Genomic DNA, 24,965 nt, shown 5'->3' on the forward strand with positions numbered 1-24,965 from the left:
CAAATACAAAGGTATAAACTATGAAAAACACTGCATTACTACTTATCGACTTTCAAAATGACTATTTCCCTTCATACGAAGGTGCAAAATGGGCGCTGTCTGAAACAGAGAAAGCAGCAGAAAAAGGTGCACAGTTATTATCCGCTTTCAGAGACAAGCAACTTCCTGTGGTTCATGTACGTCATGAGTTTCCGACGAATGATGCTCCGTTCTTCTTACCAGAATCAGACGGTGCTCAAATCCACAGCAGCGTGACTCCGCTAGACGGTGAGCCAGTCATAGTAAAGCATCAAATCAATAGCTTTAGAGACACCGAACTGAACAAAGTGCTAAAAGAGCAAGGCGTTGAAAAGCTGATCATCGTTGGCGCAATGAGCCACATGTGTATTGATGCTGTAACTCGTGCAGCAAACGACTTAGGCTATGAATGCCACGTAGCGCATGACGCTTGCACAACCTTAGACATGGAGTTCAATGGCGTTAAGGTTCCAGCAGCTCATGTCCATGCCGCTTTCATGGCAGCGCTTAGCTTTGGTTACTGTAATGTCGCAACGGTCAGCGAGCTTGAAAGCCAACTTTAGTCAGACTCAAAACCGTCCACATGGGCGGTTTTATCTATATTCAAATCAGAATTAGCTTCCAAACAATTCTTTCAGGCGCAAAAAAGGCCCCTTTCGGAGCCTTCTTATTAGAGTCTGAGATCACTCAACTTGGACAATTACTACTAAGCTTGAGCCACTTGACGCGCTGGGTGTTTGATAAACACAGCAACCACAGCCACGATTGCAAGTGCAAAACAGTAGTATGAGTTAGACACGATTTCCAAAGGCGATAGGTTAAATACCGAACCTAATAGCAATACCTGCGCACCGTAAGGCAATACGCCTTGAATCACACACGAGAAGATATCCAACAAGCTTGCTGAGCGACGTGGAGACACATTGTTCTCTTCCGCCAATTGGCGAGCCACACTACCAGAAACAATGATTGCTACCGTGTTGTTTGCCGTACATAGGTTCACCATAGATACCAAGCCAGCAATACCTAGCTCACTCGCACGGCCATTCGCTTGCTTAGAGTGGGAAGAACCAAACGCACGAATCACACCACTTACCAAGTTAGTCAGAAACGCCAATCCACCTTGGCGACGCATCAGCTCACTCAAACCACCAATCAGCATCGACAATAAGAAGATCTCCTGCATGTTGCCGAAGCCTGCATAGATATCTTGAGCGTAATCCGTCAAACCGTAGTGCTCAACAGAACCTAGGCTCACACCACCCGCCAGCAAGATACCAATTGTCAGCACGACGAATACATTCATGCCCGATACCGCAAGAATTAGGATGGTGATGTACGGCAGTACTTTTAGCCACTCGATTGGGCCTGTTTCAGGAACCTGAGTTGCCGTGCTGTTGAAAGCAAAGATAACGATCGCGATAAGAGCAGCAGGCAGTGCAATGCGGATGTTCTCTTTAAACTTGTCTCTCATCTCACAACCTTGCGAGCGTGTCGCGGCAATCGTGGTATCAGAGATGATAGACAGGTTGTCACCAAACATAGCACCACTCAGAACAACACCTGCTGTTAGTGGAATGCTCATGCCCGCTGAATCAGCAATGCCTAATGCAACAGGTGCTACCGCAGCGATGGTACCCATCGACGTACCCATTGCTGTCGCGATGAAAGCTGAAATTAGGAAGATACCCGGTAGAATCATGCTCGTAGGAATCGCCGATAGACCAAGGTTTACCGTCGCGTCCACGCCACCAGAAGCTTTAGCCACAGCAGCAAAAGCACCCGCTAATAGGTAGATCATACACATTGCGATAATGTCTTTGTGACCGACTCCACCTAAGAACTGTTCGATAGCACGGTTCAATTTATCTTTGCTTAGCAACAACGCTAGCATCACTGCAGGCAAAGCCGCAATCGGAGCTGGAAGCTGATAGAAAGCAAAATCGACGCCTTGCAGTGACAAGTACGTACCTACACCAATAAACAGCGCTAGGAACACGATCAGAGGGATAAGCGCAACTACCGAAGGGGCAATTACAGCATTAGAATTTTTTGAATTGGACATGGAACATCAACGCAATAGAACAGGAAGGTGAGCAGACTAATGTCACACTTAGAGCTTGTCAACGTCTAGACGTCTAAACGCCCAATTTAATGCAAAGTAATAAGCACACCATTGAACATCACACAATAGAAAAGGCTACTTACTAACCAAGTAAGCAGCCTTTGGATAACAGATCATGTAAGCAGAAAGCTTTATAACTTTTGTTTAAATATCACTTCATATTCGCCTAACTCGTCATAACGTACTGTCGTTAGTTGATCGAATTCGACTTCAACAACACCACAATATGACCCGGTAATAATGGCCTCACCCGCTTCGAAGCTAACACCGCGTTGAGTCATAGTGTTAATCAGCCAATAGATAGGAGTTTGTGGTAGTGAGTTTGGGTGCTTACCAGAGAAGGCTTGCACTTTCTCATCTTGAGTAATAGTAATCTCAAAGTTCGCTGCTGCAAAAGCGCTCTCTTTACTAAGCTCAGGACCAAGAAACAAACCTTGATTAGCTAAGCCATCGGCCAACACCTCATAGAACTCTACGCCACTATCATCAGCAAAGCGGGATTGAATAAGCTCTAAAGCCATGCGACACGAACCGATAGCCTCATTAACTTGCTCTTCAGTGTAACCATTGGAATTTGCTGGTAAAGGCTTGGCCAAGACAAAAGCAATTTCAGGTTCAATACGAACTACTCCGTTATCCGAAAAAGCCTCGCATTCAGAACCAAACTGAACGCTATCTTCGAAAATAGGCGCAACGATCAACTTCTCTTCGCTCAATGGCAACAGGCATTTCCAACCACCGACTTTACTGCGGTGAAGGTCAACCATTGATGCTTGAATGTGTAAAGAATCTTCAAGGTTGTTCGGGCGAAATTGCTCACTCATTCGCGCTGCTTTCATACCAGCAACTCGGTAGCTTAGTAACTCTTTTGCCGCTTGTTTAAACTTACTTTGCATGTCTTATCACCCTGAAATTATAGGGCTTTATAATACTGAAATTTATAGCTTGTGGGTAGGCATCCAATTACAGTTTCCACCATGCCTGAACAGGTACGGGCTCTGAGATCACCAAACGTTCACCCATCACAGGGCTTACCATTTGTACATCTCGCTCTTTGCTTATCGCCAGTGCTTGTTCCATTGGGTCTTGCCAATCGTGCATAGAAAGGTCGAAGGTACTGTTGTGGATTGGCATCATCACCTTACCTTGCAGATCAATGTGTGCCTGAACACTCTGTTCTGGGAACATATGAATATCCGCCCAAAGTGAATTGTATGCGCCCGTTTCGACCATGGTTAAATCAAACGGCCCGTAGCGCTCACCAATCTCTTTAAAGCCGCTGAAGTAACCGGAGTCACCGCTAAAGAAGACTTTCTTGTCTGAAGCGTTAATAACCCAGCTACCCCACAGTGTTTGGTCACGATCAAGCAAGCCACGTCCAGAGAAGTGCTGTGTCGGCGTCAAAGTAAACTCAATGTCTGAGGCCGTTGCCGATTCCCACCAGTTCAACTCGATGATCTTTGCTTTATCCACGCCCCACTTTTCAAGTAGCGCTCCGACTCTAAGTGGCACCAAGAATGTCCCTACTTTGTCGGCTAATACTTTAACCGCACCTTTATCTAAATGGTCGTAGTGATCATGGCTGATCACCACCACATCAATATCAGGCAGTTCTTGCAGTGAGATTGGTGTCGGATGAAAACGTTTTGGCCCCATCCATTGCACGGGTGATGCACGATCACTGAACACAGGGTCAGTCATCACTAGCTTCCCATCCAGTTTCATCATCACACTGGAGTGACCTAAGCGGTAAGCAACGTCGTCTTGTTCTTCGATCAATTGCTCAGCTGTCATTGGAATCAAAGGCAATGCAGCGCGCGGCACGGGCTCATTCCTTTCCACTGTCACGTATGCTTTCAAGATTGAAAAAATATCAGACATACCCGATTTGTATTCCAGCTCACTGTTAACAAACTTCTTCGGAAGCTTATCTAGATTGTCATTTGATTGTGAACCTGTGCTTACGATAGCGACCACGGCAAGTACTCCTAAAATCGGTAATAGATATTTTTTCATTGGTATCTCTTTAATCATTGGGATAAACCCAATACAAAAACTACACTGGATAGTTTACATATCAAAAGACAAAAGTAAACCAATGAGTGTAACTTTTAATTTACCTAGACGTGAGCATGCCAAAGTCGATTTTGGAGAAACCGATTTTGAAAACGAGCTAACTTAGTTATTTAGTTAGTAAGAAAGGTCAATCAGCAGACCATACATTCTTGAAGTCTGGCCATCCCCAGTTTGTGATGGCCACGTTTTTCAAAATGCCTTGGAAACGAACTGTTTGTAGGTGATGGAACATAGGCACTAGCCAATAATCAGAAATCAACGTGGATGCAACGGGCTCCAACTCTACCAAGTAATTAGGCAGTTCAACGGATGCTTTATGACTATCCAAGCGCTGCTTGAGCCAATCACTGTTCATCTCACCTAGTGCCGAGTGCAAAACAGGATCATTCATCAACCACGAGAACAGTGAAGATGGCGCATTGTCGTCTAGGTTCAAGTTACACAGCACCAAGTCTTCTTTTAAATCGCCACTTTGAGAGAGCTGCGCCAATTCTCGAAAACTGTAGGTGTTCACCTCAACTTCCACACCATATCGTTTCAATATGTCTGAAACGCAGATGGCACATCGGTACAACGCATAATAGTCATAAACTGCAATACTCATCTTTTTCGGTAATTGTGCTTCTTTCGAAGGCGTTCGATACAGTTTTTGCCAACTTGGCAGTATGTTTTGAGCTAAAGAGACACTGAACAAACCCTTATTTTTTTCCAACTGAGATAAAATCGCTTGTGGGTTGGTCAGTTCTGAAAGGTATTTTCGCTGCTCATTATTAAGCGGAGTTGCCGCTGAATTCTGATTGAACAGGATAAATAAGCACCCATCCTCGACTCGGCTACGAAGGCCATCAGTTTCAGCCGACACCAGCTTCGCGTCGCTTTTTCCGAGTTGATGAAAACAAGACGAGTCTTCATAAGGTGACACCTGCATTTGGCTGTCATCAAAGCGAGCACTGCCCGTCATCGACTCTTCGAATTGCCAAATAGTCACCTCATCCGTTAGAGAGCGGCAACCATAATAGTGTTCAAATGCGGCAAGCTTGATCCGTTCGTTATTAGTCTCAACCACTTTGAAAGGGCCGGTTCCAATCACGGCATGAGACACAGAATTCAATGGCGATGGCTCACGAGTCACTTGCGCAGCAGGTTGAATCGAATACTTAACGCCAGCCAATAAGCCCGCGAAGCCAGTGTCTGCTTTGGTCAATTGGAAGCTGATCCTTAACGGCTGTTCACTGTAAACCAAAGCAACATGGGCTAACTCTGTCTGATAGAAAGGTAGCGGTTGTAAGGCGGTAAACAACGATACGAGCTGCTTGGCGTCAACGGGTTGCCCATCGTGAAAGGTTAGGCCTGGGCGCAAATAGAAAGTCCAAACTAATTTTTCAGCATCATATTCCCAATGGTGCGCCAGTTCAGGCTTCAACTTGCCCTTGCCATTACAAGTGACTAAGCAACTGAACACTTGCCTGATCAAAAATCGTTCGCTACTGCGGTGAATATGATGCGGGAATAGGTCTTCAAACTTACGTTTATAGGTTAATTGAACGTGCAGCAGCCCTTCACGCATCGTCGCGCCAGAGGTTTCTTGGAGGAGAGAGCCAAATATCGCGCGGTCGTTGTCTAAAATTGAGAGTGCTTTTTCGTATTTGCCCTGCTCTATCAGTTTACTAGCAACATGTTGAGTCAATTCTTGATTGCTAAAACGTAAAGTCAGATTAGAACGTTGATTCCTGCCGACTTTTGGCTCCCACACCAACCATTCAGCCTGATGCATCTTGCCTAACAAAGTTCGTGCATGGCGCAAGCTGGTGAACAGCTTGTCTGCCACCTCAGTTAAGGTAACCGAATGTGAGAGGTTAGGCTCAAACGAATCTAGCCTTGTGTAGTAACGCATCATGTTTAGATCAGACAAATAATGAACCTTTTTAGAAACAACCCTTCCTGATTAAGCCCATTATAAAACACATCAGCCAAAAAGTAGCGCTAAAAGACAAAAACAGGAACAACTTAGTAAAAACCCATCTGTTTATTACTTCCTATTAAATAACCATAATTAATGGGTCAACAAGGAACTTTGAGTTCCCACCAAAGCCTAATACAAGAGAAGTAATCATCATGAGAAAATACTATCTTAATAAGCTTAAAAGCACCTGTAGCAAGCTCGAAAGAGAAGCACTACGAACACTTATAGAGCTATGTAACTGGCGTTATTAGTACACTTTTAAGCACCGAGTTAACGCGAGTTGAGTACAACCTAATATGCTCCTACCCCCAATATGAGTTAGGTCTCAACTCGCTTTTCCATTCCAAATCCCCTATCAACCCAGTTGTACCAATCGCTCACGCATTCGATAAATTTCTGTTGTCGACTCGACAAATTTAATTCGTTTTCTTAGTTAAACGAAAAGCCTTAAGGTTCGCCCCGAAGCAAGCAAGGAGCCTCAGAAAAACTGAAAGCTCAGCTAACAACTAATTTATTTGCAGTTACCAATCAGGTATTAACTAAGGAAACGCCATGCGTATCGCAATTCTTTCTCGCAACGAAAATCTATACTCTACTTCTCGCTTAAAAGCGGCTGGAGAAGCACGTGGTCACCAGGTCGATGTTATCGACACGCTGCACTGTGATATAGATATCGCGAGTAACAATCCGAAGATTCGCTACATGGGTGAAGAGCTACCTCAATACGATGCTGTTATTCCACGTATTGGCGCTTCCATTACCTTTTACGGAACTGCGGTTGTTCGCCAATTCGAAATGATGGGCACTTTTTGTATCAATGAGTCAGTTGCAATCAGTCGTTCTCGCGACAAACTGCGCTCACTACAACTGTTGTCTCGCAAAGGTATTGGCTTACCAAAAACAGGTTTCGCTAGCCGCCCAGACAAGATTCAAGACTTGATCAAAAACGTAGGTGGCGCGCCACTGGTTATCAAGCTTCTTGAAGGTACTCAAGGTATCGGTGTGGTTCTAGCTGAAACAAACAAAGCAGCAGAAAGCGTTATCGAAGCATTCATGGGCCTAAAAGCGAACATCTTGGTTCAAGAGTTCATTGAAGAAGCAAATGGCGCAGACATCCGTTGTTTTGTTGTTGGCAACAAAGTAATTGCAGCGATGAAGCGTCAAGCTGGTGAGGGTGAATTCCGCTCTAACCTGCACCGTGGCGGTACAGCTCAACTGGTTAAACTAACCAAAGAAGAGCGCGCTACAGCAATCAATGCTGCGAAAATCATGGGTTTAAACCTATGTGGTGTTGATATTCTACAATCTAAGAATGGCCCTGTTGTAATGGAAGTTAACTCTTCTCCTGGCCTAGAAGGTATTGAGAAAGCGACAGGTAAAGATGTAGCAGACATGATTTTCGAATTCATTGAAAAAAATGCAAAACCAAACGCTAACCGTACTCGTGGCAAAGGCTGATTTAACGCCGTTAACTCATGATTGGAAATGACATGAACAATAAAATGATCATAGGGAATACAGAAGCACTTTGCTTACCAGAGTTAGGGATAACTGGACTACATACACGTGTTGATACAGGGGCTAAAACCTCTTCTCTACACGTAGACAATCTACTATGTGTAAAAACAGACGGTGAGAACTTCGTTGAATTCGATCTTCACCCAGACGTTTACCACCTAGAAGAGACAGTGCGCTGCAAAGCGAAGCTGAAAACAAGTAAAAGAATCAAATCATCGAACGGCGAAGTTGAACACCGTTGTGTGATTGAAACCATGCTAAAAATCGGCGGTCAAGAATGGCCTATCGATATCACGCTAAGCAACCGTCAAGATATGACTTATATGATGCTGCTTGGTCGTCAAGGCATGAGTGACAAAGTGATTGTTGACCCAGCGGGGGAATTTCTAATTTCTCACTAATTGAACTGCTCCACAGCTCAAATAGTGAGTCAACAACGCGCATTAATAAAGGCCAGTCTTTGAGACTGGCCTTTATTATTTATGGCGATTTTTTTTATCTTTAAACCCAAATCGCCAAACAGATTTAACCAAACCTTTGAGTTTGATTTTAGTCACTCGCCAATGTGTCACGGGCCTTCTTGGCGCACTCATCAACAGATGTTCAAACGCTTGCTCACTCAAATTCACTTGTCCCCCATGCGCCACCAGCAAGGTGTCGAGCTGCATGTTATAAATACGGGATACCGACTCTCGATACTTATTGGGATGAAAAATTGGGAAAGGCGGAATCAGCTTCTTTTTGACCTCGACCATTAAATCCGCCACATAGGCGACACTGTGTGATGGGCAATAGACGGAAAGATCTCTGTCGGTATGGCCTGGCGTTTCCAGAACCAACCAGTCATCAAAACCCGGAATGCTGTCTCCATCCGATAGCTTGTAGTCCGGCTTTAACTTTCTTGAATACCATAGATTTGCTTTAGGCCTGCCCAATCGATTCGCCATCCATCGTGCCAACGCCAGATCGGTCAAATGCATCAAGATACCATCAATACCGTGATACCAGTCTTTGTCTCGATCTGCTGCCACCAAATTACAATTCGTGAGCTTTCTGAGCTTGTGCGCTGCCCCTGCGTGGTCTGGATGCATGTGCGTAACCACAACCGTATGTAGATCAGCAAAATCACGCATAAGCCCTGTTTCGATGAAAGCCTTCAAATGCGGGATGTCGGCTCGACACGCACCATCAAGCAAGAGCAACCTGTCAGGGTACTCTACGAGATACATGTCTTGGATATAGCCTTTGATGGTATGAAGTTGCAAATCCACTCCTTGTGATAAAACAACTGGTCAGACCTATACAATAGCAAACTCGCCATCAATTGTGATCATTTTGTTAAAAACGACAATCTAAAACCAGATAGATCGCTCGAATCAAGATTTCCATTGGTATCCACTCAATTACTCAAATCCAACGTTACTCAAAACCAATGTTACTCAAGTCCAATTTAACTCAGAATAATGAGGGCACATTCCAAAGATGATCATCAATTTCATCCGATATTTTTCAGCATTATCGAATGCTCACATTACCGAAAACCTTGCTCAACAAGCCTTGCGCTTTAAGCACTGAGCATCATTTGTCGTGACGATAAAACATGTGATTTGGTGACCTGAGTTATTCGGACTATATATGCGCCTCTAATTTATTGTCTGAGTGCTATACATGAACCAACTTATCGATGCTCTTTCTACCCAAGGTTACTTTGTTTGGGATGACTTCTTAACTCACGAAGAAGTAGTGGCATTGAGGGATTGCATTCCAGAGAACTGGAAAAAGGCTAGGATCGGCCGTAACGATGATGTAGCACGAGAAGCAACGATTCGTAGTGACAAAATTCAGTGGGTACGCCGTGATATGGGCGAACCCGCATCTCTGTTCCTAGACAAAATGGAGCAAATTCGTTTAGAAACAAACAGAGCGTTCTTTTTGGGTCTGTTCGAGTACGAAGCGCACTTTGCTAAATACGAAAAAGGTGACTTTTACCAGAAGCACTTAGACTGCTTTAAAGGCAATGAAAACCGCCGCCTAACCACTGTGTTCTACATGAATGACGAATGGTCTGAGGAAGACGCAGGGGAGCTCGTGGTTTACGATCTAAAAGACAACCACATTGCGACCATTCCACCAAAGTCAGGGCGTTTGTTTGTGTTCTTGTCTGAACAGTTCCCACATGAAGTGTTACCAACCAACACAGAGCGATTCAGTATCGCAGGTTGGTTCCGTATTAACGGCGTGAAAGACAACCAATTAGACATCGCACACTAAAACTGTATCCACATCGAACCTTATTCTTAGCCTCTCCATCGAGAGGCTTTTTTGGTCAGAAAAACGTCTTAAAAGCTAAATACATCAAACATCAAAACCATCAATAACTTTTCTCTTAAATAAAATCGAAATGAATCTTTCACATCAGTGAAACGGTTTAGCCACGTAAGTGAAATATACCCTGTTCAAGATAGCTTCAAACGATACCCCTACCGTCTCGTTAATACTCAAATTCAATACCTCTATATCGATTTCATCCAAAAGGAAACGAAGATGAATAAGCTAATTTTGGCAGGCGTTCTTTCTGCGACAGCGGCAATGCCAGCGTTCGCAACGACTCAAGTCACTTGGTGGCACGCAATGGGCGGCCAGCTTGGAGAAACAGTAAACAAAATTGCGACCGACTTTAATGCGTCACAAGATGATTACGAGATCACGCCAATCTACAAAGGTTCATACACAGAGACCTTAACAGCGGGTATCGCGGCATACCGAGCAGGTGAAGCACCCAATATTCTGCAAGTCTTCGATGCCGGTGCTGCAACCATCATGAACGCGAAAGGCGTCGCGAAACCGGTACAGGATATTCTGGTTGAGTCGGGTTACAACTTTAATTCAAACGACTACCTAGCCGGCGTTCGTAACTTCTATGCCGACAACCAAGGCAAGATGGTTGGTATGCCTTTCAACAGTTCAACACCGGTTCTTTACTACAACAAAGATCTTCTCGCGGAAGTGGGTGCAGACGCGCCTAAGACTTATGAAGAGTTAGAAGTGGTGGCCAAGAAGTTGAAAGCAGAAGGCCACATTGCGTTTTCTCAATCTCTAACGCCATGGATCATGTTCGAAAACTTCAAGTCTCGCCATAACCTGCCAGTCTCTGACCAGAACAACGGCTACGACGGCCTATCCACTAAAATCATGTTCAACACCAAAGACATGATGATGCACGTTAGCAAGATGAAAGAGTGGTCAGATCTAGGTTACTACAAGTATTACGGCAGCGATTGGGATGCGAACCAAACGCCTTTCGAGCGCCAAGAAGTGGCAATGTGGATGGGCTCTTCAGGTTCATTCGGTGGTTTGCGTAATCGCGTACCTTTCGAGTTAGGCACAACTTACCTTCCATACTGGAAATCAGTTAACCCTGATGCTGGCTTAACCTTCATTGGTGGTGCAGCTCTGTTTGCACTCAATGGCCATGACCAGAAACAGGACAAAGGTGTTGCAGCGTTCTTTGATTACCTGACCAAACCTGAAACTCAGGTTTACTGGCACAAAACAACAGGCTATGTACCTGTAACAACTGCTGCCTATGAACTAGCGAAAAAGTCCGGCTACTACACAGAGCAGCCAGACGCAGAAGTGGGCGTTAAGCAACTAAGCCTCAAATCGGGCGAGTGGACTAAAGGCTACCGCCTAGGTTATTACCCGCAGATCCGTGAAGTGATGCACCGTGAGTTCGATAACATCTTCGCTGACCGATCTAGCGTCGAGAGCAGCCTAGACAAGGTCGAAGATGAGAGCAGCAAACTACTAAAGCGCTTCGCTCGAACGATGAACTAGATCGGTTAATAACTAGATCGATCAGTAAACTGGATCGATTAATGAAACGAAACTGTTCACAAGCTTAAGGCTTAGCGAATCAGAGCCGTTCATCACTCCTCACGACTTGTCACTGCGTCGCTAAAAAACGCTATGGCAAGGCGTGAGGAGACTCTTCCCTAGCGCCATTTCTTGCTCCAACAACGATAACTCAACGGGATGCATGCCTGATATCGCGCTAGTGGTAACAGCCGCTCATAGTGGCCACTGTAATTATTTTTAGGGATTACCCTGTGGAACGACGTCAACAATTCTTTCACTCTCCGCTGCCTTACCTATTTTTGGCACCTCAGATACTCATCATTGCGGTTTTCTTTATCTACCCAGCGGCAAAGGCGGTTTACCTTTCATTTATGCTGGAAGACCCTTGGGGAACCTCATCGATATTCGTATGGTTTGAGAACTACCAAATGCTATTCGAATCGAGCGAGTACCTGAACTCGATTGGCTTTACTTTGATGTTCGCAATTGTGGTCTCTTTCTTATCACTTGCCTTGGCTCTGCTGCTTGCCGTGAAAGCCGACAACATCATTCACGGACAAGGCGCTTACAAGGTCACTCTCACTTGGGTTTATGCGGTTGCCCCTGCGATTGCAGGTGTTATCGGTGCTTTCTTGTTTAACCCGCACATTGGCGTGTTCACAGAAATCTTTGCTGTTGTGGGTTGGGATTTTAGCTTCCAGACCGACCCTTGGGATGCCACGGTTGCTCTGATTTTGGTTTCCGTGTGGAAACAGGTTTCGGTGAATTTCATCTACTTCCTAGCGGGACTCCAATCGATCTCTTACGCCGTAAAAGAAGCGGCGATGCTGGATTGTGTCAGCGACTCAAAACGTTTCTGGACCATTACCTTCCCACTGCTCGCCCCGACTGGCTTCTTTCTACTGGTCATCAACCTCACCTACTCATTCTTTGAAACCTTTGGCGTGATAGACACCATGACCAATGGCGGCCCAGGTGGCGGCACAACTTCATTAGTGTACAAGGTGTATCGAGATGGTTTTGTTGGCGCAGATTTAGGCGGCAGTTCCGCCCAGTCTGTTGTGCTGTTACTACTGGTACTCACTCTCACATTTATCCAGTTTCGCGTTGTAGAAAAGCGCGTCCATTACTAGCCCCTCCCCGCTAGGATTTAACGCGACAGGAGTTATTTATGAAAAGTAATAAGGTCTCAGACCACCTAATTTTAATTGCAGGGATGCTGTTTATGTTGGTCCCTATCTGGCTAATCTTCGCTAGTTCTACGCATAACCCAAACACCATTGTCAGCGAAGGTCTGCAATGGCTACCGGGCGATAACTTTACGGCCATTTATAGCGAAGCTTGGAACAAAAGCATGGGCTTTAGTGGCGAAGTCACCGCCAGTAAAATGATCACCAACTCGATGATCATGGGGCTAGGTTTTGCGATCGGTAAGATCATCATTTCGATGATGGCCGCGTTTGCTTTGGTCTACTTTAGACTCCCTTACGCCACGGCGTGGTTTTGGCTGATCTTCGTGACGCTGTTACTGCCATTAGAGGTTCGTATTATCCCTTCCTATGAAGTTGTCGCTGGGCTTGGTCTTCTTAATAGCTATACAGGGTTGATTCTGCCTTTGATCGCATCAGCCACCGCGACCTTCTTTTTCAGGCAATTCTTCAAAACCATCCCCGATGAATTGTTAGAAGCAGCTCAACTAGATAATGCAGGCCCATTTCGATTCTTTGTCGATATCTTGCTGCCTCTTTCTAAAACCATGATCGCCGCGATCTTCATCATCATGTTTGTGGTGGGTTGGAACCAATACCTGTGGCCAATCATGATGACTACCGACGAAGGCTACAACACCATCGTGATGGGCATCAAACAAGTACTCAATAATATCAATGAAACCAGTTTACCGCGCTATGACTATGCTTTCGCCATGGTGATTTTAGCCATGTTGCCACCCGTACTAGTGGTGGTTGTATTTCAGCGTTGGTTTGTAAAAGGGCTAGTAGAAAGTGAAAAATAATAACGACACAACTCAAATGAACAATAACCGCATTCAATCACTCGATGAGTATAAGACGACTCACCTGCCTTCTCACCAAGCTATCCACAAAAATACAGAGGACACCCCGATGCCAAAGCTAAAACAAACGTTAGCGCACAACCAAGCCATTCACGATCGTACGCGCAAAGCTCCCATCATGCTGGGTATCAAAAACTTGGTAAAGACGTATGAAAACGGCCATCAAGCCGTCAAAGGAGTCTCGCTTGATATCGATGAGGGTGAGTTCCTTGTTTTGGTGGGTCCTTCTGGTTGTGGCAAGTCTTCTATCCTACGTTCCATTGCGGGTTTGGAAAGCATTTCTGGTGGCGAGATTCACTTAAGTGGTCGCCGTGTTGATACAGAGAAACCTGCCCTGCGTGATATCGCGATGGTCTTCCAGAATTACGCGCTCTACCCGCACATGTCGGTTTACAAAAACCTCGCTTATGGCTTAAAGAACCGAGGTGTTAGTCAGCACCTTATTGAAGAGAAAATTGAGAAAGTCGCCAAAACGCTGAAAATCGAAGAATATCTAGACCGCAAGCCAGCTAAGCTTTCGGGTGGTCAACGTCAACGTGTTGCTATGGGACGAGCGATCGTTCGCGATCCACAATTTTTTCTGTTTGACGAACCTTTGTCTAACCTAGATGCCTCACTGCGTGCTCACATGAGATTAGAGATCAAAAAACTGCAACGCGAACTTGGCGTGACCAGTGTTTACGTGACTCATGACCAAGTCGAAGCCATGACACTGGCTGATAGAATCGTGGTGCTCAACAAAGGCCAGATAGAGCAAGTCGGGACGCCACGAGAGGTCTACCACCAGCCAGCCAGTACTTTTGTGGCGAGCTTCATTGGCAGCCCAGCGATGAATTTTTTACCAGCAACACTCGATGACGGATACCTTGAGATTGGTGATCAGCAAATGTACTTACCCGAGTACGCCCACGTAAAAAATACAGCCATCACACTTGGTATTCGTCCAGAGCACTCTGAAATTGGTTCAGAATTGATGATGAATACCTTGCCTCTTGAACTGCGTATCAGTGTGGTTGAGCCTTTGGGTCCAAATCAATTGGTTCATGGTCTGGTGAACGAGCAGCCCTTCATTGCAGTAACACCCGAAACGACACTGTGCCAAGCCGTCCCCCTAGGGCTAAGAATCGATAAATCCAACCTGCATATTTTTGACAATCATGGCAAACGCATTCACCCAAATAATTTTACATCACAGGAGCCACACGAAGATACGACAAGCTTAACGACGGCTCTCGCTTAATCGAGTACACTGATATTTAATGCGTTTTTACGGTGCGTCTTTAAGAAGGATTAATTATGTCGTCTATCATCGTAGGTCATAGAGGTGTAGCAGGTACTCACCCAGAAAATACCAAAGCAAGCATTGAACAAGCGGCGAAACTCGGTTTGAAATGGATTGAAGTTGATATTCAGCCCACTCAGGATGATCAACTTGTGGTTTGTCACGACCACACGCTTGAGCGCTGCAGCGATGGCAAGGGTCGTGTCGACGAACATACCCTTGCAGAACTGCGTCAGCTTGACTTTGGCAGTTGGAAGTCGGAGCAGTTCGTGGGTGAGAAAATACTGACGCTGGAAGAGTTGCTCGCGCTTGTTGAGCAGTATGATCTCAGCGTCAACCTAGAGGTCAAAGTCGATAGCCGACATCAAGCACCTCATGTCGTTGATTTGCTGCACACCGAGTTGATTCATTCAAATCTAGACACCGACAGAGTTTTGCTTTCAAGCTTCAGCCATCAAGTCGTTGCTGAAATGGCTCGTCATTTGCCTAGATACCGTGTCGGTGTGATCACAGAGCAACTGACTCAAGATGATCTTATGCTGATTGATGAGGTTAAAGCGTTCAGCTGTCACATGAACTACGAGCATCTGAAGCAGAGCGATCTTGATACACTTGGTGAAGCAAACATTCAAACATGGTGCTACACCGTCAATGATCCGTCTCGCTTCAAATTTCTCTCAAAAGTAGATGCTGTATTTACTGATTTTCCGAATCAGTTCAATCCTATAAATTGAGCTCGTAAATACCGAAAAAATAGCCCCGATAAACTTTAAATAAACTCCCGGGATGCCTTAAAATTAATTCTCGGGAAACCATAAAATTAAGTAGCAAACACAAGTGAGCAGGAGTACATTCCGCTACTCACTTGGTTTCATCGCTCGCTCTATTTAGACAGCTTCATTGGTTACTTAATTTATGGATCTCATTTTTAGTCCAACCTTCCCAATTTTGGGTGCTATCTTCATTTTTGCCGCTATTGTTCGTGGCTTCTCAGGTTTCGGTTTTACCTTAGTGGCACTGCCATTGAGTGCGTTATTCGTGCCTGTTATCGAACTGGTTCCCGTTTTCATGCTGATCGACCTGTTAGGCAATATCCAATTGCTGCCGAAGGTTAAACATCATGTGAATTGGCGCTGGGTTTCAAAGGTATTTGTCCCTTGTTTGGCCTTCACTCCGGTCGGCCTACTTCTGCTAAAATCCGTTAGCCAAGACACGATCATCTTGATCATCAGCGCCTTCATTTTTGCATCTGCACTTATGATCTACAAAGGGTTCCAGTACAAAAGAGAGCCTAGATTTGCTCCCTATATTCTAGGTAGCCTTGCTGGGGTAATGAACGGCGCAGCTTCAATGTCAGGGCCTCCGATTGGTACACACGCGTTGGCAAGCCCAGTTGCTCCGCATATAGCCAGAGCTGGCCTGATTGCGTTCTTTGTGTTGGCAGATTCCAGTGCGTTTGTATCGGCATCTATCGCAGGATTAGTCGACCGCGAGGTGGTCTGGCTTACTTTTGCACTGTTACCAAGCAGCATGTTTGGCGGTTATGTGGGTTCTAAACTATTCGAGAGATTTGGTGGAGCGAAATTTAAGCCAGTCACCATTGCGTTGCTGATCGTAATTGCGATATTCAGTGCAGGTCGAGTCATACTGTAACTGACTTTAGCGGTTAATTTCGGAAGTTGGTTTCACGAATTGACTGCGCTAATTGCCTGCGCTAATAGATTCCGAAAGTGACTAAGAAAATGGGGTACCAATGACTACCATTCGATATGGATAGGGGTACCCATTTTTACAAGTTGGAGAAACTCATCCATATCTTGATTGGTTAATGCGATACAGCCATCCGTCCAATCAAAGCTTTGAATAAAGCTCGGTGAACGGCGCTCACCATTTTTAATTCCGTGGATCTTGATGTTCCCTCCAGGGTCGACATCATTTTCTTCAGCCCACTGCATATCCGAAGGTTGCGGGTAGCTGATATGCACCGAGCGGTGAAAATCCGATTCTTCCATCACATAATCGAGCTGGTATTCCCCTTCAGGTGTTCGGTTGTCTCCTTCAAAACGTTTATGCCCTTTCGGTTGTTTCCCTAACGCAATACGAAACTCTTGAATAACCTCGTCACCCTTAAGTAGGTACATTCTACGTTTCGATTTATCAACTTTGACTAAGGTGACCACTTGCGACAGAGAGTCTGCCTCAGAAGAGGGACCGGTTAGAGTGTAAGACTGTTGAGAAGAGCTTTGAGGGGGACGTTTAGATGAACCTTGAGACAGCTGGGCAACTTGTTCGCCAGAGTTACTGCTAAGAACATCATCCACAATAATCACATGTTTGGAATTTGAGATCACTGAAGAGGTTGAGTTAGAGGAAGACGTTGAGACACGCTGAGAGTGAGCCGGTTTCGACTCGAATACAATGGTTTCGATTGCCGTCGCGTCAGAAATTATCTTTTCAACCACAACCTTTTCAGCTTGCACACTCGAAGCTACAAACAGTAAACACAGTAATAAAGGCAAAAATAGACGCACCTTTAGTTCTCCTCAAAGCGCATGGACATGGTTCGTGATTGAGTTTCCATGCCTAACGACTCATAGAAACCCTTAGCTTGCTGATTAAACTCCATCACTTCTAACCTAAGCTCAATAGCACCACTCGCTTGCGCCCACTGATTAAACGACTTCATCAACGCTTTGCCGACGCCTTGGCTCTGAACCTGATCGTTTACCACAATCGTATTCACTCGCGCTATTTTGTGAGACTGAATGAAGCTTACCCCTTTATTCTGCGTTACCTTCCCCACCAAGAAACCAACAACCTGTTGAGCATCAACCGCAACTAAGAAAGTGCCAACCGGATCAAGCATCAATCCCAACCAATATTCTTCACTATCAGCCAAGCCATGAGAAGCGGGAGCAAATACTATAGGGGCACCAAGATGATGTTGACGATTTATTTGTATAGAGAGCTCTAAGATCGAGCTAATATCAGTTACCTTAGCGTTCCGGATTTGCATATCACTACCTTTTTAAATTCAATAACACCTTAGCAAAAATAGCTTAGCTGTGCACCGTCCTACTCTTTTAACAAAACTTTCGAGCTAGAGCTTGATACCACTAATTACATGACACGATAACGAAGAACAGCCCCCAATTGGGAGCTGTTCTTATATCTAAATCTCGGTTCGTTCTAAACGAATGACGTAAAATCAATCAGATAAGAAACGATTAAAAACCGTTAAACATTTTGGGTCTGCTTTTTTTGATTATTACGGTATAGGTCAAATTGAACAAACCATTCATAGCGACATCTCTAAACTTACTTAAGAATTTTAGAGTTTTAATACGGAGTGATTTTTTTGTTCTAGAAGACCGATTCCCAATGACTGAGCCACCTTCTCCCCCGGTTAATCCTGCAGGAGATATTCCGTAAGTTGGTTGCTTATGAAGCCATACATTTCTAATAAATACATCTACTGGGTAGAGGAATCGTTCACTTTTTTCTATAAAAATTTTCGCCACATGCGGTGTGATCATATAGGCAGTGGTGCATAGTGGTGTTTTAATATGTCGCACTAGACTTTGTTCGTCATCGAGATTTTCAACGACATAATTATACTCTCTCTTAGTCGAATAATTTTCCAATCTCATAAAACCACACTCTTCAATATGCTTACTGGCAAATTGAACCGTTTTTTCAAATACATCGACATCAACAACAACATCGTCTTCGAAGACAATAACTGGTTGATTTAACTGAATGCATCTTTCCCACGCTAAATAGTGACTACCATAACACCCGATCTCACCAGGAACAGCGATCCTTCCATTTAGTGCATAAAAGGCGGTTTCATCATAGAAATCCATCAAAGGATGAGGTTTAGAGGACATAGCATCAACAGCACTCAACTTTTCAATATCTAGAGACTTAATATTTAAAAGTTGCTTTTGGCTGGATAAAAATCGTTCAGATTTACGTTCTAGCGCAATAATAAGAGATTTCACAGTAAAAAAACACCTATTGCTAATAATTTAACCCATAATAAATTAATATAAATATCAACAAAAGTACCCCCCCTATTTCTCATAATTAGAACCAATCTAAAACAAATGTTGTTCATTATTCCAATTATGTTCAACTTCGTGACTCTGTAACGTAAATTGCTCCCAATCGATAACATTTATTGTCTTAAAATGTTATCAATTACTAAACAAAGTGATATTAAAACACCATAGGTTAATTGCGCGATTGCATATAAATACAATTGCACACCAATTCAGCTTGTATAATATTTCTTAAGAATTGACGAGAGGATATAATCAATAGATCTTCATTCTTTGGGTATTGAGTCTTTTATATTAAACACTTCCAATAAACCACCAATTGAGAGAATACAATCGGTCACTGATACTAAACCTGCACCTCCCACCTCCGAACCTGCACAACAAAAGACTCTATTATGATGCTCTAGAAAGCTCAGGTATAGACGAGTTAATATTAATATCAGGCTAAAGATCTTGGAGAATTGTTCCGCAAATCTCAGAAACAATGCTAGCCATTGAGTGCTACTATCTTCATAGAATTAATATACTAACTATTGGATACCTTATGATTAAGTTCGCTGTAATTGGAACCAATTGGATTACAAAGAAATTTGTTCAAGCTGCTCATGAGTCACAATCAATGCAGTTGGCTGCTGTTTATTCACGAAATCTAGCCAGCGCGGAGCAGTTCGCCCAAGAATTTGACGTTGAAACGACGTATGACTCACTCGACGCATTGGCAAATGACAACACTGTTGAAGCCGTGTACATCGCTTCACCAAACTCACTGCACTGCGAGCAATCTATCTTGATGATGGAACACGGCAAGCATGTCATCTGTGAGAAGCCTGTCGCATCGAATATTGAAGAAACAACACACATGTTTGAGGTCGCTCAGAAGAACGGTGTGGTGCTGTTTGAGGCGTATAAATCTCAGTTTCTACCGAACTTTGAGCAAGTTCAACTCGGCTTAAAAAAGATAGGCAAAGTGCATAAAGCGCACATCAACTACTGTCAGTATTCATCGCGTTACCAGAAATACCTAAACGGCGAGAACCCAAACACCTTCAACCAAGCTTTCTCTAACGGTTCATTAGTCGATATTGGCTTCTACTGCGTAGCCGCAACTGTTGCTCTGTTTGGTGAGCCTGAGAATGCACAGGCTTCGGCAAAGCTACTTGACTCAGGTGTGGATGCGCATGGCTGTGCGATCTTCCAGTATCCAGAATTTGATGTAACCCTTGCGCACTCTAAAGTCAGCGACTCTTACGTACCAAGCGAGATCCAAGGCGAACAGGGAGCGATCATCATCGATCACATTGCAGAATGCACCGACGTTAAGATTCGCTATCGTGATGGCACGGTAGAAAACCTTACTCAAGCACAAAGCGAAAACTCCATGAGTTACGAGGCCCAAGCCTTTGCAAACTGCATTGCTGGTGACAAAAGCACCCAAGCTCAAGCCCAACTGCGTGCTTTAACCGTTGCCAAGTTAATTACAGATATGCGTCAGCAAGTTGGTGTCATTTATCCCGCCGACAAATAACACCCCAAGCATGTTAACCAACTGATTTTTAAGAAATGCCGATTTATGCATAACTAAATTTAATCTTTACGACAAATAACCGGATTAGTTGATTGGGATACCATCTGTTTAAATCCGCGTTCGATATCTGTCGTATTTATTTATTTTATTGAAGGTGTGTAAAGTGTTTTCAGTTGATGATCGCGTTGTTGCTACAAAAGGTGTTGAGCTAGGTGAAATGGTAGTAATTGGCCTAAGTGCTGGTGGTGGCTACGTTCATGTTACAACAGTAGAAGGCGCAATAATGACGCTTACTTACCCTGCAAAAGACCTTAAAAAAGCATAGTTTAACCGCTCCGCTCTTTTAGTCGTCACTCTGCTAAAGGTAACAAAATTGAGGCTTTGGCTGACTTCATTCTTCTGCATTAGAGTGAGCAGCCAGAGCCTTTTTTGTGCCTGTAATTTACCCACCAGTTTCCCCTCCAATTTACTCATTACAATAAAGAGTATCTGCACTAGATACTTATTGTCTGTTAGTGCACGCTGTTTATTAGTGCTAAGCGCTTACTGGATCTTAGCATTTATTGATGCTTAGTATTCGTAAGAGTTTCTGGTACATTAGCATTATCTTATACTTGTAATGACCATAAATGAGGGAAGCTATGAAGCTTTACATTTACGACCACTGCCCTTTCTGTGCAAGAGTTGCCTACATTGCTCAATCTCTCGGCTTGAACATCGAACTTGTTTCTGTGGATTATGATGATGCCCAAACCCTTATCGATCTGATCGGTAAAAAAATGGTGCCCGTCTTACAGAAAGACGATGGTTCTATTATGGCCGAAAGCCTAGACATCATTGCTTATTTCATGGATTTGAAATCAAATGATGAGCAACGTGAACCTTCAGAGCAGGCTACTCTTTTCCAAAGCCGTGCTTTCCCTCTTACTCAACAGATCGGACGCCCACGTTGGTGGAACCTCGACTTGGCTGAATATCGTTCGGCTGGAGCAAAAGAAGCTTGGCGTGTTAGTAAAGAGACCGAAGGCTTTAATTTTGAAGAGCTCTTAGAAAAGACCCCACAATACGTTCAACTGATTAACCCATTGCTGAAAGATGCAGAGCTTCTATTGGAGCTAGAGAATGGTGAATCATCGCTACCTTTGATTGATCAAGCTCTTTATTTCTCAATGCTTCGCGGTTTCTGTGTCGAACCAAGTATCGAATGGCCACCGGAACTTGATCACTGGATGGAACGCAAAAGCAAGGAGCTTGGTGTCGGGCTGCTTAAATAGACTAAAAACCGAAGCCTAGTGCTTCGGTTTTTATTTATGTTTCAAATTGATTTCTGACCCGTCCTAGATAAAGCGGACAATGCCCAATCAGAAAATTGGAAAGTAGCATGAATCAGAACTCAAGAAGCCGAGAAACGGTTTGAATGGGATGAATCAAAATTGTCTTAGATATATAGATCGTCAAATTCCCATCACGACATCATGGCGCTATTTTTGATCTTTATTCAATAAAAATAGACACTTACAAACCGCTTACATTTACCTCATAATTACCACATATAGTTCAGTAACTTTATATATAAGGAACTGACAATGAGGCTTAAACTTTTATCACTTGCTTTGATTTCCGCCGGATCAATTGCATCAGAAACAGAAACACTTTCCAATATTTCTACAGAACAAAGCGAAACGCTTTTAGTCACATCAAAATTTCACGGATACAAAACAGAGAATGATAGTGAATTTAGATATGTTGATACCGTTGATTTAGACGGCATAGATTGGGCTTTTTGGTACGGTGAAAACCGTTCACAATCAAAGCCAAAAACAAACCTTATTAGCGATGTAAAAACATTTGGTGAGTTTGAATTCCAAGCTCAAAAACCAGCTCACGGCAATGAATACTTATGGAACAGTGGCAGCTCTAGAGATTTTCTGGGCGAATCAAATCATGCCACTCTCGTCAAGCATGGAGGTGGCTTTGAGTTTACCGTAAAGCCCGGCAAGGCTGGAGAATTCAAGCTAGATCTGTATACACATAACTGGCTTGCTATGTCAGAGTTCACAGCATGTTTGAAAAATGACTGTGTAACCATTACAAACTACTACCCATCGCACATATCAACTACAAAGAACAGTGTCGAGTTTTCAACTAATACGACAACAGATGAGCTAACAATCACATATAAAGCAAAGAACGATCAATTCAGCTGGAAAGATAACGACCCTTACCATGCGCTAGAAGCAATCAATTTAAGTGAGGTGAAATAATGAAAAAGCTATTAGTTGCAACAGCGGTTTTAGCCTCATTTTCTGCAAACGCTGGTTTGACCCGGCTTGATCGATCAGTTCAACAACACAAAGAATTTGCATTGCAAACAAAGTTTGATTTTGCTTGTAAGATGAATGCAGGTTCAGCAACGCTAATTGACCCGTTTTGGGTCATCACTGCAAGCCATGTAAGCGGCTCGAAATCTGACGGGTATCAAAACACTGTGACCTGTTATTCATACGAGAAAGACGAAAACGGCGTTTATCAGCAGATAACGCACAAGGTTGCGAGCACTAATCCGGCGGGTCAATTTGGAGAATACAATTTCCCGTATAAAAATGATCGCGGTTTTGGTGATTTCGCCCTTGTTCGACTAGATACGCCGATCACAGAAATCGAGCCAGCAAAACTACCTAAAGAGGGGATGTTTGATTACTCGAAAGTTTACCAGGTTAATCAAATTGGTTACGGCAATTACAACCACAGAAACGGCGGAACTAAACAGGTAATGCACAGTGAATATGAAGATCGCTGGCTTGCTGAATATTCATATGATTTCGGTACATTAAAAAAGACGGACTTAAACTGGCTTACTATTCATGGTGATTCAGGTTCAGGCATCACCATTGAAAAAGACGGTGAACTTTACTTAATCGGTGAGATTGGTTTGCAGTATAGCACCAGTGAAATCGGCGGCTGGACTGATACGTTTGATGATGTGATCGCGCGTTTACCATTCATTCACAAGACGATGAAAGAGCATGGCTTTAGCTATGCCGAGCCAATTGATTTTGACGATATCAAATGGACGCCGGAAACACAAAACGATATTGATAACTTGCATGCATTTTATTCTTACTGGCGCGCCAGCAACGTTGATTTCAATGAAACAAAATGGCTAAATGATGGAAGTATTCAAAGCGCATTCTATGCGACAGAGAGCGATAGCTACACAATTGAAACAGTAATAGAAAAAGGGCAAAAGCCTTTTGATGTATTTATTGATGGCCGACAAGTTGCTCACAATGTAGACGCAACTGATCAGGCTTTGAAACTTACTCTAAACGCATTTAAAGCAAAAGGCGATTTAGTGAAAGTAGAGTTTAAATTGATTGAACCAGGTGAGAACTTAACTATAGATCATTTTTTGGTTAAGTCGGTTGAACAGTAATATTTGATTATTAGCCCCAGCCTTATGGCCGGGGCTTTTTATTAAAATACACTTAACTTGGGTTTTACGTTTACGGCTTTATCAGAAATAGGTTGTTATTTTCAGGGACGCTGATGAAATTGCCACCTCGAATAAAGCAGCAAGATCGCTAGATCACAAACGAAAGATCAAAGAAGTCGGCGTCGCAAACCTGTACGTTCCAAGATTCGTGTCGAAATCTCTTCAACAGACAGTGACGAGGTGTTGATGTATGGAATGGCTTCACGTCTGAACAAACCTTCTACCGTTTGCAGCTCATACAAACATTGAGAGTCACTTGCGTACTCGCTACCTGCCAATCGATTTTCACGGATCTCGGTCAGCCTTTCCGCATCAATCGTCAAACCAAACAACTTATGACGATATATCTCAAATTCCGGTAACAACCTTAAGCGAGCAATATCATCATGGATAAACGGATAGTTTGCGACGCGTAAACCAAACTGCATTGCCATGTACAAGCTCGTTGGCGTTTTACCGCTGCGAGAGACACCCAACAAGATAATGTCTGCCTCTTCCAAGCCTTTTAAAGTAATGCCGTCGTCGTGCGCTAACGTGTATTCGATAGCAGCAATACGGTCGAAGTATTTGTCCGAGTCTTTATTAACGCTACGAGAACGCTGCAGCTTCGGCTTAGGCGCCATTTTCGTATCATCTTGCACTTTCTGCACGATACTCTCTAACACGTCATAACAATGCGCAGGCGCATCTAACAGCTTGAGTTTTATCTCCGGAATCACAATCGAGAAAAAGACCAAAGGTTCATGGCCTGTTGCTCGATATGAAATCTCGATCTCTTTCAATAAATCAGAAAGTTTGTCTTCACTTTCGACAAACGGGAAGGTTTTTTCATTAGCTTCGAATGGGAATTGACCTAGAACAACATGCCCTAAAGTCTCACATGTTATGGCCGTTCCATCAGAAACATAGAATACATCACGACTTTGGATATCAATTTGCATTTTTTATTTAATGTTTAAAATTATT

24 protein-coding genes are annotated in these 24,965 nt (G+C 43.7%); 15 read left to right on the plus strand and 9 right to left on the minus strand.

The features are described from left to right. Nucleotides 1–20: 20 nt before the first annotated feature. Nucleotides 21–581: a cysteine hydrolase family protein gene (locus AB4180_RS08120; RefSeq protein ID WP_102250235.1), complete on the plus strand. Its 561-nt coding sequence runs from the start codon at nt 21–23 to the stop codon at nt 579–581. A gap of 143 nt (nt 582–724) precedes the next feature. Here the strand turns inward: AB4180_RS08120 and AB4180_RS08125 are convergent, their stop codons facing one another. The 4 genes from AB4180_RS08125 to AB4180_RS08140 form a co-directional block, all read right to left on the minus strand. Next, nucleotides 725–2,083: a Na+/H+ antiporter NhaC family protein gene (locus AB4180_RS08125; RefSeq protein WP_102250234.1), complete on the minus strand. Its 1,359-nt coding sequence runs from the start codon at nt 2,081–2,083 to the stop codon at nt 725–727. 191 nt (nt 2,084–2,274) lie between these two features. Further along, nucleotides 2,275–3,039 (minus strand): fumarylacetoacetate hydrolase family protein, encoded by a 765-nt coding sequence (locus tag AB4180_RS08130; protein WP_009844734.1) that lies wholly within the window; start codon nt 3,037–3,039, stop codon nt 2,275–2,277. A gap of 67 nt (nt 3,040–3,106) precedes the next feature. Further along, a complete protein-coding gene (locus AB4180_RS08135) occupies nt 3,107–4,159 on the minus strand; it encodes an MBL fold metallo-hydrolase (protein ID WP_102250233.1) in 1,053 nt (350 codons plus the stop codon). A gap of 187 nt (nt 4,160–4,346) precedes the next feature. Continuing rightward, nucleotides 4,347–6,131, minus strand: a complete 1,785-nt coding sequence (locus AB4180_RS08140; RefSeq protein WP_102250232.1) for an SgrR family transcriptional regulator — start codon at nt 6,129–6,131, stop codon at nt 4,347–4,349. Between the two features lie 603 nt (nt 6,132–6,734). On the opposite strand from AB4180_RS08140, the gene rimK reads away from it, so the two are divergent. Together rimK and AB4180_RS08150 are read left to right on the plus strand one after the other, a co-directional pair. Next, entirely contained in the window at nt 6,735–7,640 is a 906-nt protein-coding gene (rimK, locus tag AB4180_RS08145) for a 30S ribosomal protein S6--L-glutamate ligase (RefSeq protein ID WP_019824669.1), read from the plus strand. Nucleotides 7,641–7,672: 32 nt separating this feature from the next. Further along, the gene (locus AB4180_RS08150) at nt 7,673–8,101 is read left to right on the plus strand and encodes a RimK/LysX family protein (RefSeq protein WP_102250231.1); all 429 of its coding nucleotides are present in this window, start codon (nt 7,673–7,675) and stop codon (nt 8,099–8,101) included. A 75-nt stretch (nt 8,102–8,176) separates the two neighbouring features. On the opposite strand, the gene AB4180_RS08155 is transcribed toward AB4180_RS08150, so the two are convergent. Further along, entirely contained in the window at nt 8,177–8,965 is a 789-nt protein-coding gene (locus tag AB4180_RS08155; protein ID WP_102250230.1) for an MBL fold metallo-hydrolase, read from the minus strand. A 403-nt stretch (nt 8,966–9,368) separates the two neighbouring features. On the opposite strand from AB4180_RS08155, the gene AB4180_RS08160 reads away from it, so the two are divergent. The 7 genes from AB4180_RS08160 (at nt 9,369) to AB4180_RS08190 (ending at nt 16,567) form a co-directional block, all read left to right on the plus strand. Beyond that, nucleotides 9,369–9,971 carry a 2OG-Fe(II) oxygenase gene (locus AB4180_RS08160; protein WP_102250229.1) on the plus strand — a complete coding sequence of 201 codons (603 nt, stop codon included), beginning with the start codon at nt 9,369–9,371 and terminating at the stop codon, nt 9,969–9,971. A 273-nt stretch (nt 9,972–10,244) separates the two neighbouring features. Next, complete coding sequence (locus AB4180_RS08165) at nt 10,245–11,537, plus strand: extracellular solute-binding protein (protein WP_102250228.1); 1,293 nt, start codon at nt 10,245–10,247, stop codon at nt 11,535–11,537. Nucleotides 11,538–11,809: 272 nt separating this feature from the next. Next, nucleotides 11,810–12,691: an ABC transporter permease subunit gene (locus tag AB4180_RS08170; RefSeq protein WP_102250227.1), complete on the plus strand. Its 882-nt coding sequence runs from the start codon at nt 11,810–11,812 to the stop codon at nt 12,689–12,691. Nucleotides 12,692–12,729: 38 nt separating this feature from the next. After that, nucleotides 12,730–13,572 carry a sn-glycerol-3-phosphate ABC transporter permease UgpE gene (ugpE, locus tag AB4180_RS08175; RefSeq protein ID WP_009846304.1) on the plus strand — a complete coding sequence of 281 codons (843 nt, stop codon included), beginning with the start codon at nt 12,730–12,732 and terminating at the stop codon, nt 13,570–13,572. Next, the gene (locus AB4180_RS08180; RefSeq protein WP_102250226.1) at nt 13,562–14,872 is read left to right on the plus strand and encodes a sn-glycerol-3-phosphate import ATP-binding protein UgpC; all 1,311 of its coding nucleotides are present in this window, start codon (nt 13,562–13,564) and stop codon (nt 14,870–14,872) included. The genes ugpE and AB4180_RS08180 overlap by 11 nt, the downstream gene beginning before the upstream one ends. Before the next feature lie 56 nt (nt 14,873–14,928). Further along, on the plus strand, nt 14,929–15,648 hold the full coding sequence (locus AB4180_RS08185) for a glycerophosphodiester phosphodiesterase family protein (RefSeq protein ID WP_102250225.1): 720 nt from the start codon (nt 14,929–14,931) through the stop codon (nt 15,646–15,648). Nucleotides 15,649–15,829: 181 nt separating this feature from the next. Next, a complete protein-coding gene (locus AB4180_RS08190) occupies nt 15,830–16,567 on the plus strand; it encodes a sulfite exporter TauE/SafE family protein (RefSeq protein ID WP_009846301.1) in 738 nt (245 codons plus the stop codon). 104 nt (nt 16,568–16,671) lie between these two features. Here the strand turns inward: AB4180_RS08190 and AB4180_RS08195 are convergent, their stop codons facing one another. From AB4180_RS08195 to AB4180_RS08205, 3 genes are all read right to left on the minus strand, one after another. Then, nucleotides 16,672–17,445 (minus strand): murein L,D-transpeptidase family protein, encoded by a 774-nt coding sequence (locus AB4180_RS08195; protein WP_009846300.1) that lies wholly within the window; start codon nt 17,443–17,445, stop codon nt 16,672–16,674. Between the two features lie 2 nt (nt 17,446–17,447). After that, nucleotides 17,448–17,930 carry a GNAT family N-acetyltransferase gene (locus AB4180_RS08200; protein WP_102250224.1) on the minus strand — a complete coding sequence of 161 codons (483 nt, stop codon included), beginning with the start codon at nt 17,928–17,930 and terminating at the stop codon, nt 17,448–17,450. 211 nt (nt 17,931–18,141) lie between these two features. After that, the gene (locus AB4180_RS08205; RefSeq protein WP_009846298.1) at nt 18,142–18,918 is read right to left on the minus strand and encodes a glycosyltransferase family 25 protein; all 777 of its coding nucleotides are present in this window, start codon (nt 18,916–18,918) and stop codon (nt 18,142–18,144) included. 604 nt (nt 18,919–19,522) lie between these two features. Between AB4180_RS08205 and AB4180_RS08210 the strand changes: the two genes are divergently transcribed. The 5 genes from AB4180_RS08210 (at nt 19,523) to AB4180_RS08230 (ending at nt 23,939) form a co-directional block, all read left to right on the plus strand. Continuing rightward, nucleotides 19,523–20,503 carry a Gfo/Idh/MocA family protein gene (locus AB4180_RS08210; RefSeq protein ID WP_102250223.1) on the plus strand — a complete coding sequence of 327 codons (981 nt, stop codon included), beginning with the start codon at nt 19,523–19,525 and terminating at the stop codon, nt 20,501–20,503. A gap of 163 nt (nt 20,504–20,666) precedes the next feature. Continuing rightward, nucleotides 20,667–20,828: a hypothetical protein gene (locus tag AB4180_RS08215; protein WP_009846296.1), complete on the plus strand. Its 162-nt coding sequence runs from the start codon at nt 20,667–20,669 to the stop codon at nt 20,826–20,828. A 316-nt stretch (nt 20,829–21,144) separates the two neighbouring features. After that, entirely contained in the window at nt 21,145–21,777 is a 633-nt protein-coding gene (gene grxB, locus AB4180_RS08220; protein ID WP_102250222.1) for a glutaredoxin 2, read from the plus strand. Between the two features lie 312 nt (nt 21,778–22,089). Beyond that, entirely contained in the window at nt 22,090–22,767 is a 678-nt protein-coding gene (locus tag AB4180_RS08225; protein ID WP_102250221.1) for a hypothetical protein, read from the plus strand. After that, nucleotides 22,767–23,939, plus strand: a complete 1,173-nt coding sequence (locus AB4180_RS08230; protein WP_102250220.1) for a trypsin-like serine protease — start codon at nt 22,767–22,769, stop codon at nt 23,937–23,939. The genes AB4180_RS08225 and AB4180_RS08230 overlap by 1 nt, the downstream gene beginning before the upstream one ends. A gap of 167 nt (nt 23,940–24,106) precedes the next feature. Here AB4180_RS08230 and AB4180_RS08235 read toward each other — a convergent pair whose 3' ends face one another. Then, nucleotides 24,107–24,940, minus strand: coding sequence for a pyruvate, water dikinase regulatory protein (locus AB4180_RS08235; RefSeq protein WP_009846294.1), 834 nt, complete (start codon nt 24,938–24,940; stop codon nt 24,107–24,109). Nucleotides 24,941–24,965: the final 25 nt, after the last annotated feature.

Source organism: Vibrio sp. 10N.286.49.C3, from assembly GCF_041469545.1.
In the GTDB taxonomy this organism is placed as follows: Bacteria; Pseudomonadota; Gammaproteobacteria; order Enterobacterales; family Vibrionaceae; genus Vibrio; species Vibrio tasmaniensis_A.

Coding starts and splice junctions, on each gene's coding strand:
- AB4180_RS08120 (WP_102250235.1), top strand. CDS start 21: ATGAAAAACACTGCATTACTACTTATCGACTTTCAAAATGACTATTTC.
- AB4180_RS08125 (WP_102250234.1), bottom strand. CDS start 2,083: ATGTCCAATTCAAAAAATTCTAATGCTGTAATTGCCCCTTCGGTAGTT.
- AB4180_RS08130 (WP_009844734.1), bottom strand. CDS start 3,039: ATGCAAAGTAAGTTTAAACAAGCGGCAAAAGAGTTACTAAGCTACCGA.
- AB4180_RS08135 (WP_102250233.1), bottom strand. CDS start 4,159: ATGAAAAAATATCTATTACCGATTTTAGGAGTACTTGCCGTGGTCGCT.
- rimK (WP_019824669.1), top strand. CDS start 6,735: ATGCGTATCGCAATTCTTTCTCGCAACGAAAATCTATACTCTACTTCT.
- AB4180_RS08150 (WP_102250231.1), top strand. CDS start 7,673: ATGAACAATAAAATGATCATAGGGAATACAGAAGCACTTTGCTTACCA.
- AB4180_RS08160 (WP_102250229.1), top strand. CDS start 9,369: ATGAACCAACTTATCGATGCTCTTTCTACCCAAGGTTACTTTGTTTGG.
- AB4180_RS08165 (WP_102250228.1), top strand. CDS start 10,245: ATGAATAAGCTAATTTTGGCAGGCGTTCTTTCTGCGACAGCGGCAATG.
- ugpE (WP_009846304.1), top strand. CDS start 12,730: ATGAAAAGTAATAAGGTCTCAGACCACCTAATTTTAATTGCAGGGATG.
- AB4180_RS08185 (WP_102250225.1), top strand. CDS start 14,929: ATGTCGTCTATCATCGTAGGTCATAGAGGTGTAGCAGGTACTCACCCA.
- AB4180_RS08190 (WP_009846301.1), top strand. CDS start 15,830: ATGGATCTCATTTTTAGTCCAACCTTCCCAATTTTGGGTGCTATCTTC.
- AB4180_RS08200 (WP_102250224.1), bottom strand. CDS start 17,930: ATGCAAATCCGGAACGCTAAGGTAACTGATATTAGCTCGATCTTAGAG.
- AB4180_RS08210 (WP_102250223.1), top strand. CDS start 19,523: ATGATTAAGTTCGCTGTAATTGGAACCAATTGGATTACAAAGAAATTT.
- grxB (WP_102250222.1), top strand. CDS start 21,145: ATGAAGCTTTACATTTACGACCACTGCCCTTTCTGTGCAAGAGTTGCC.
- AB4180_RS08225 (WP_102250221.1), top strand. CDS start 22,090: ATGAGGCTTAAACTTTTATCACTTGCTTTGATTTCCGCCGGATCAATT.
- AB4180_RS08230 (WP_102250220.1), top strand. CDS start 22,767: ATGAAAAAGCTATTAGTTGCAACAGCGGTTTTAGCCTCATTTTCTGCA.
- AB4180_RS08235 (WP_009846294.1), bottom strand. CDS start 24,940: ATGCAAATTGATATCCAAAGTCGTGATGTATTCTATGTTTCTGATGGA.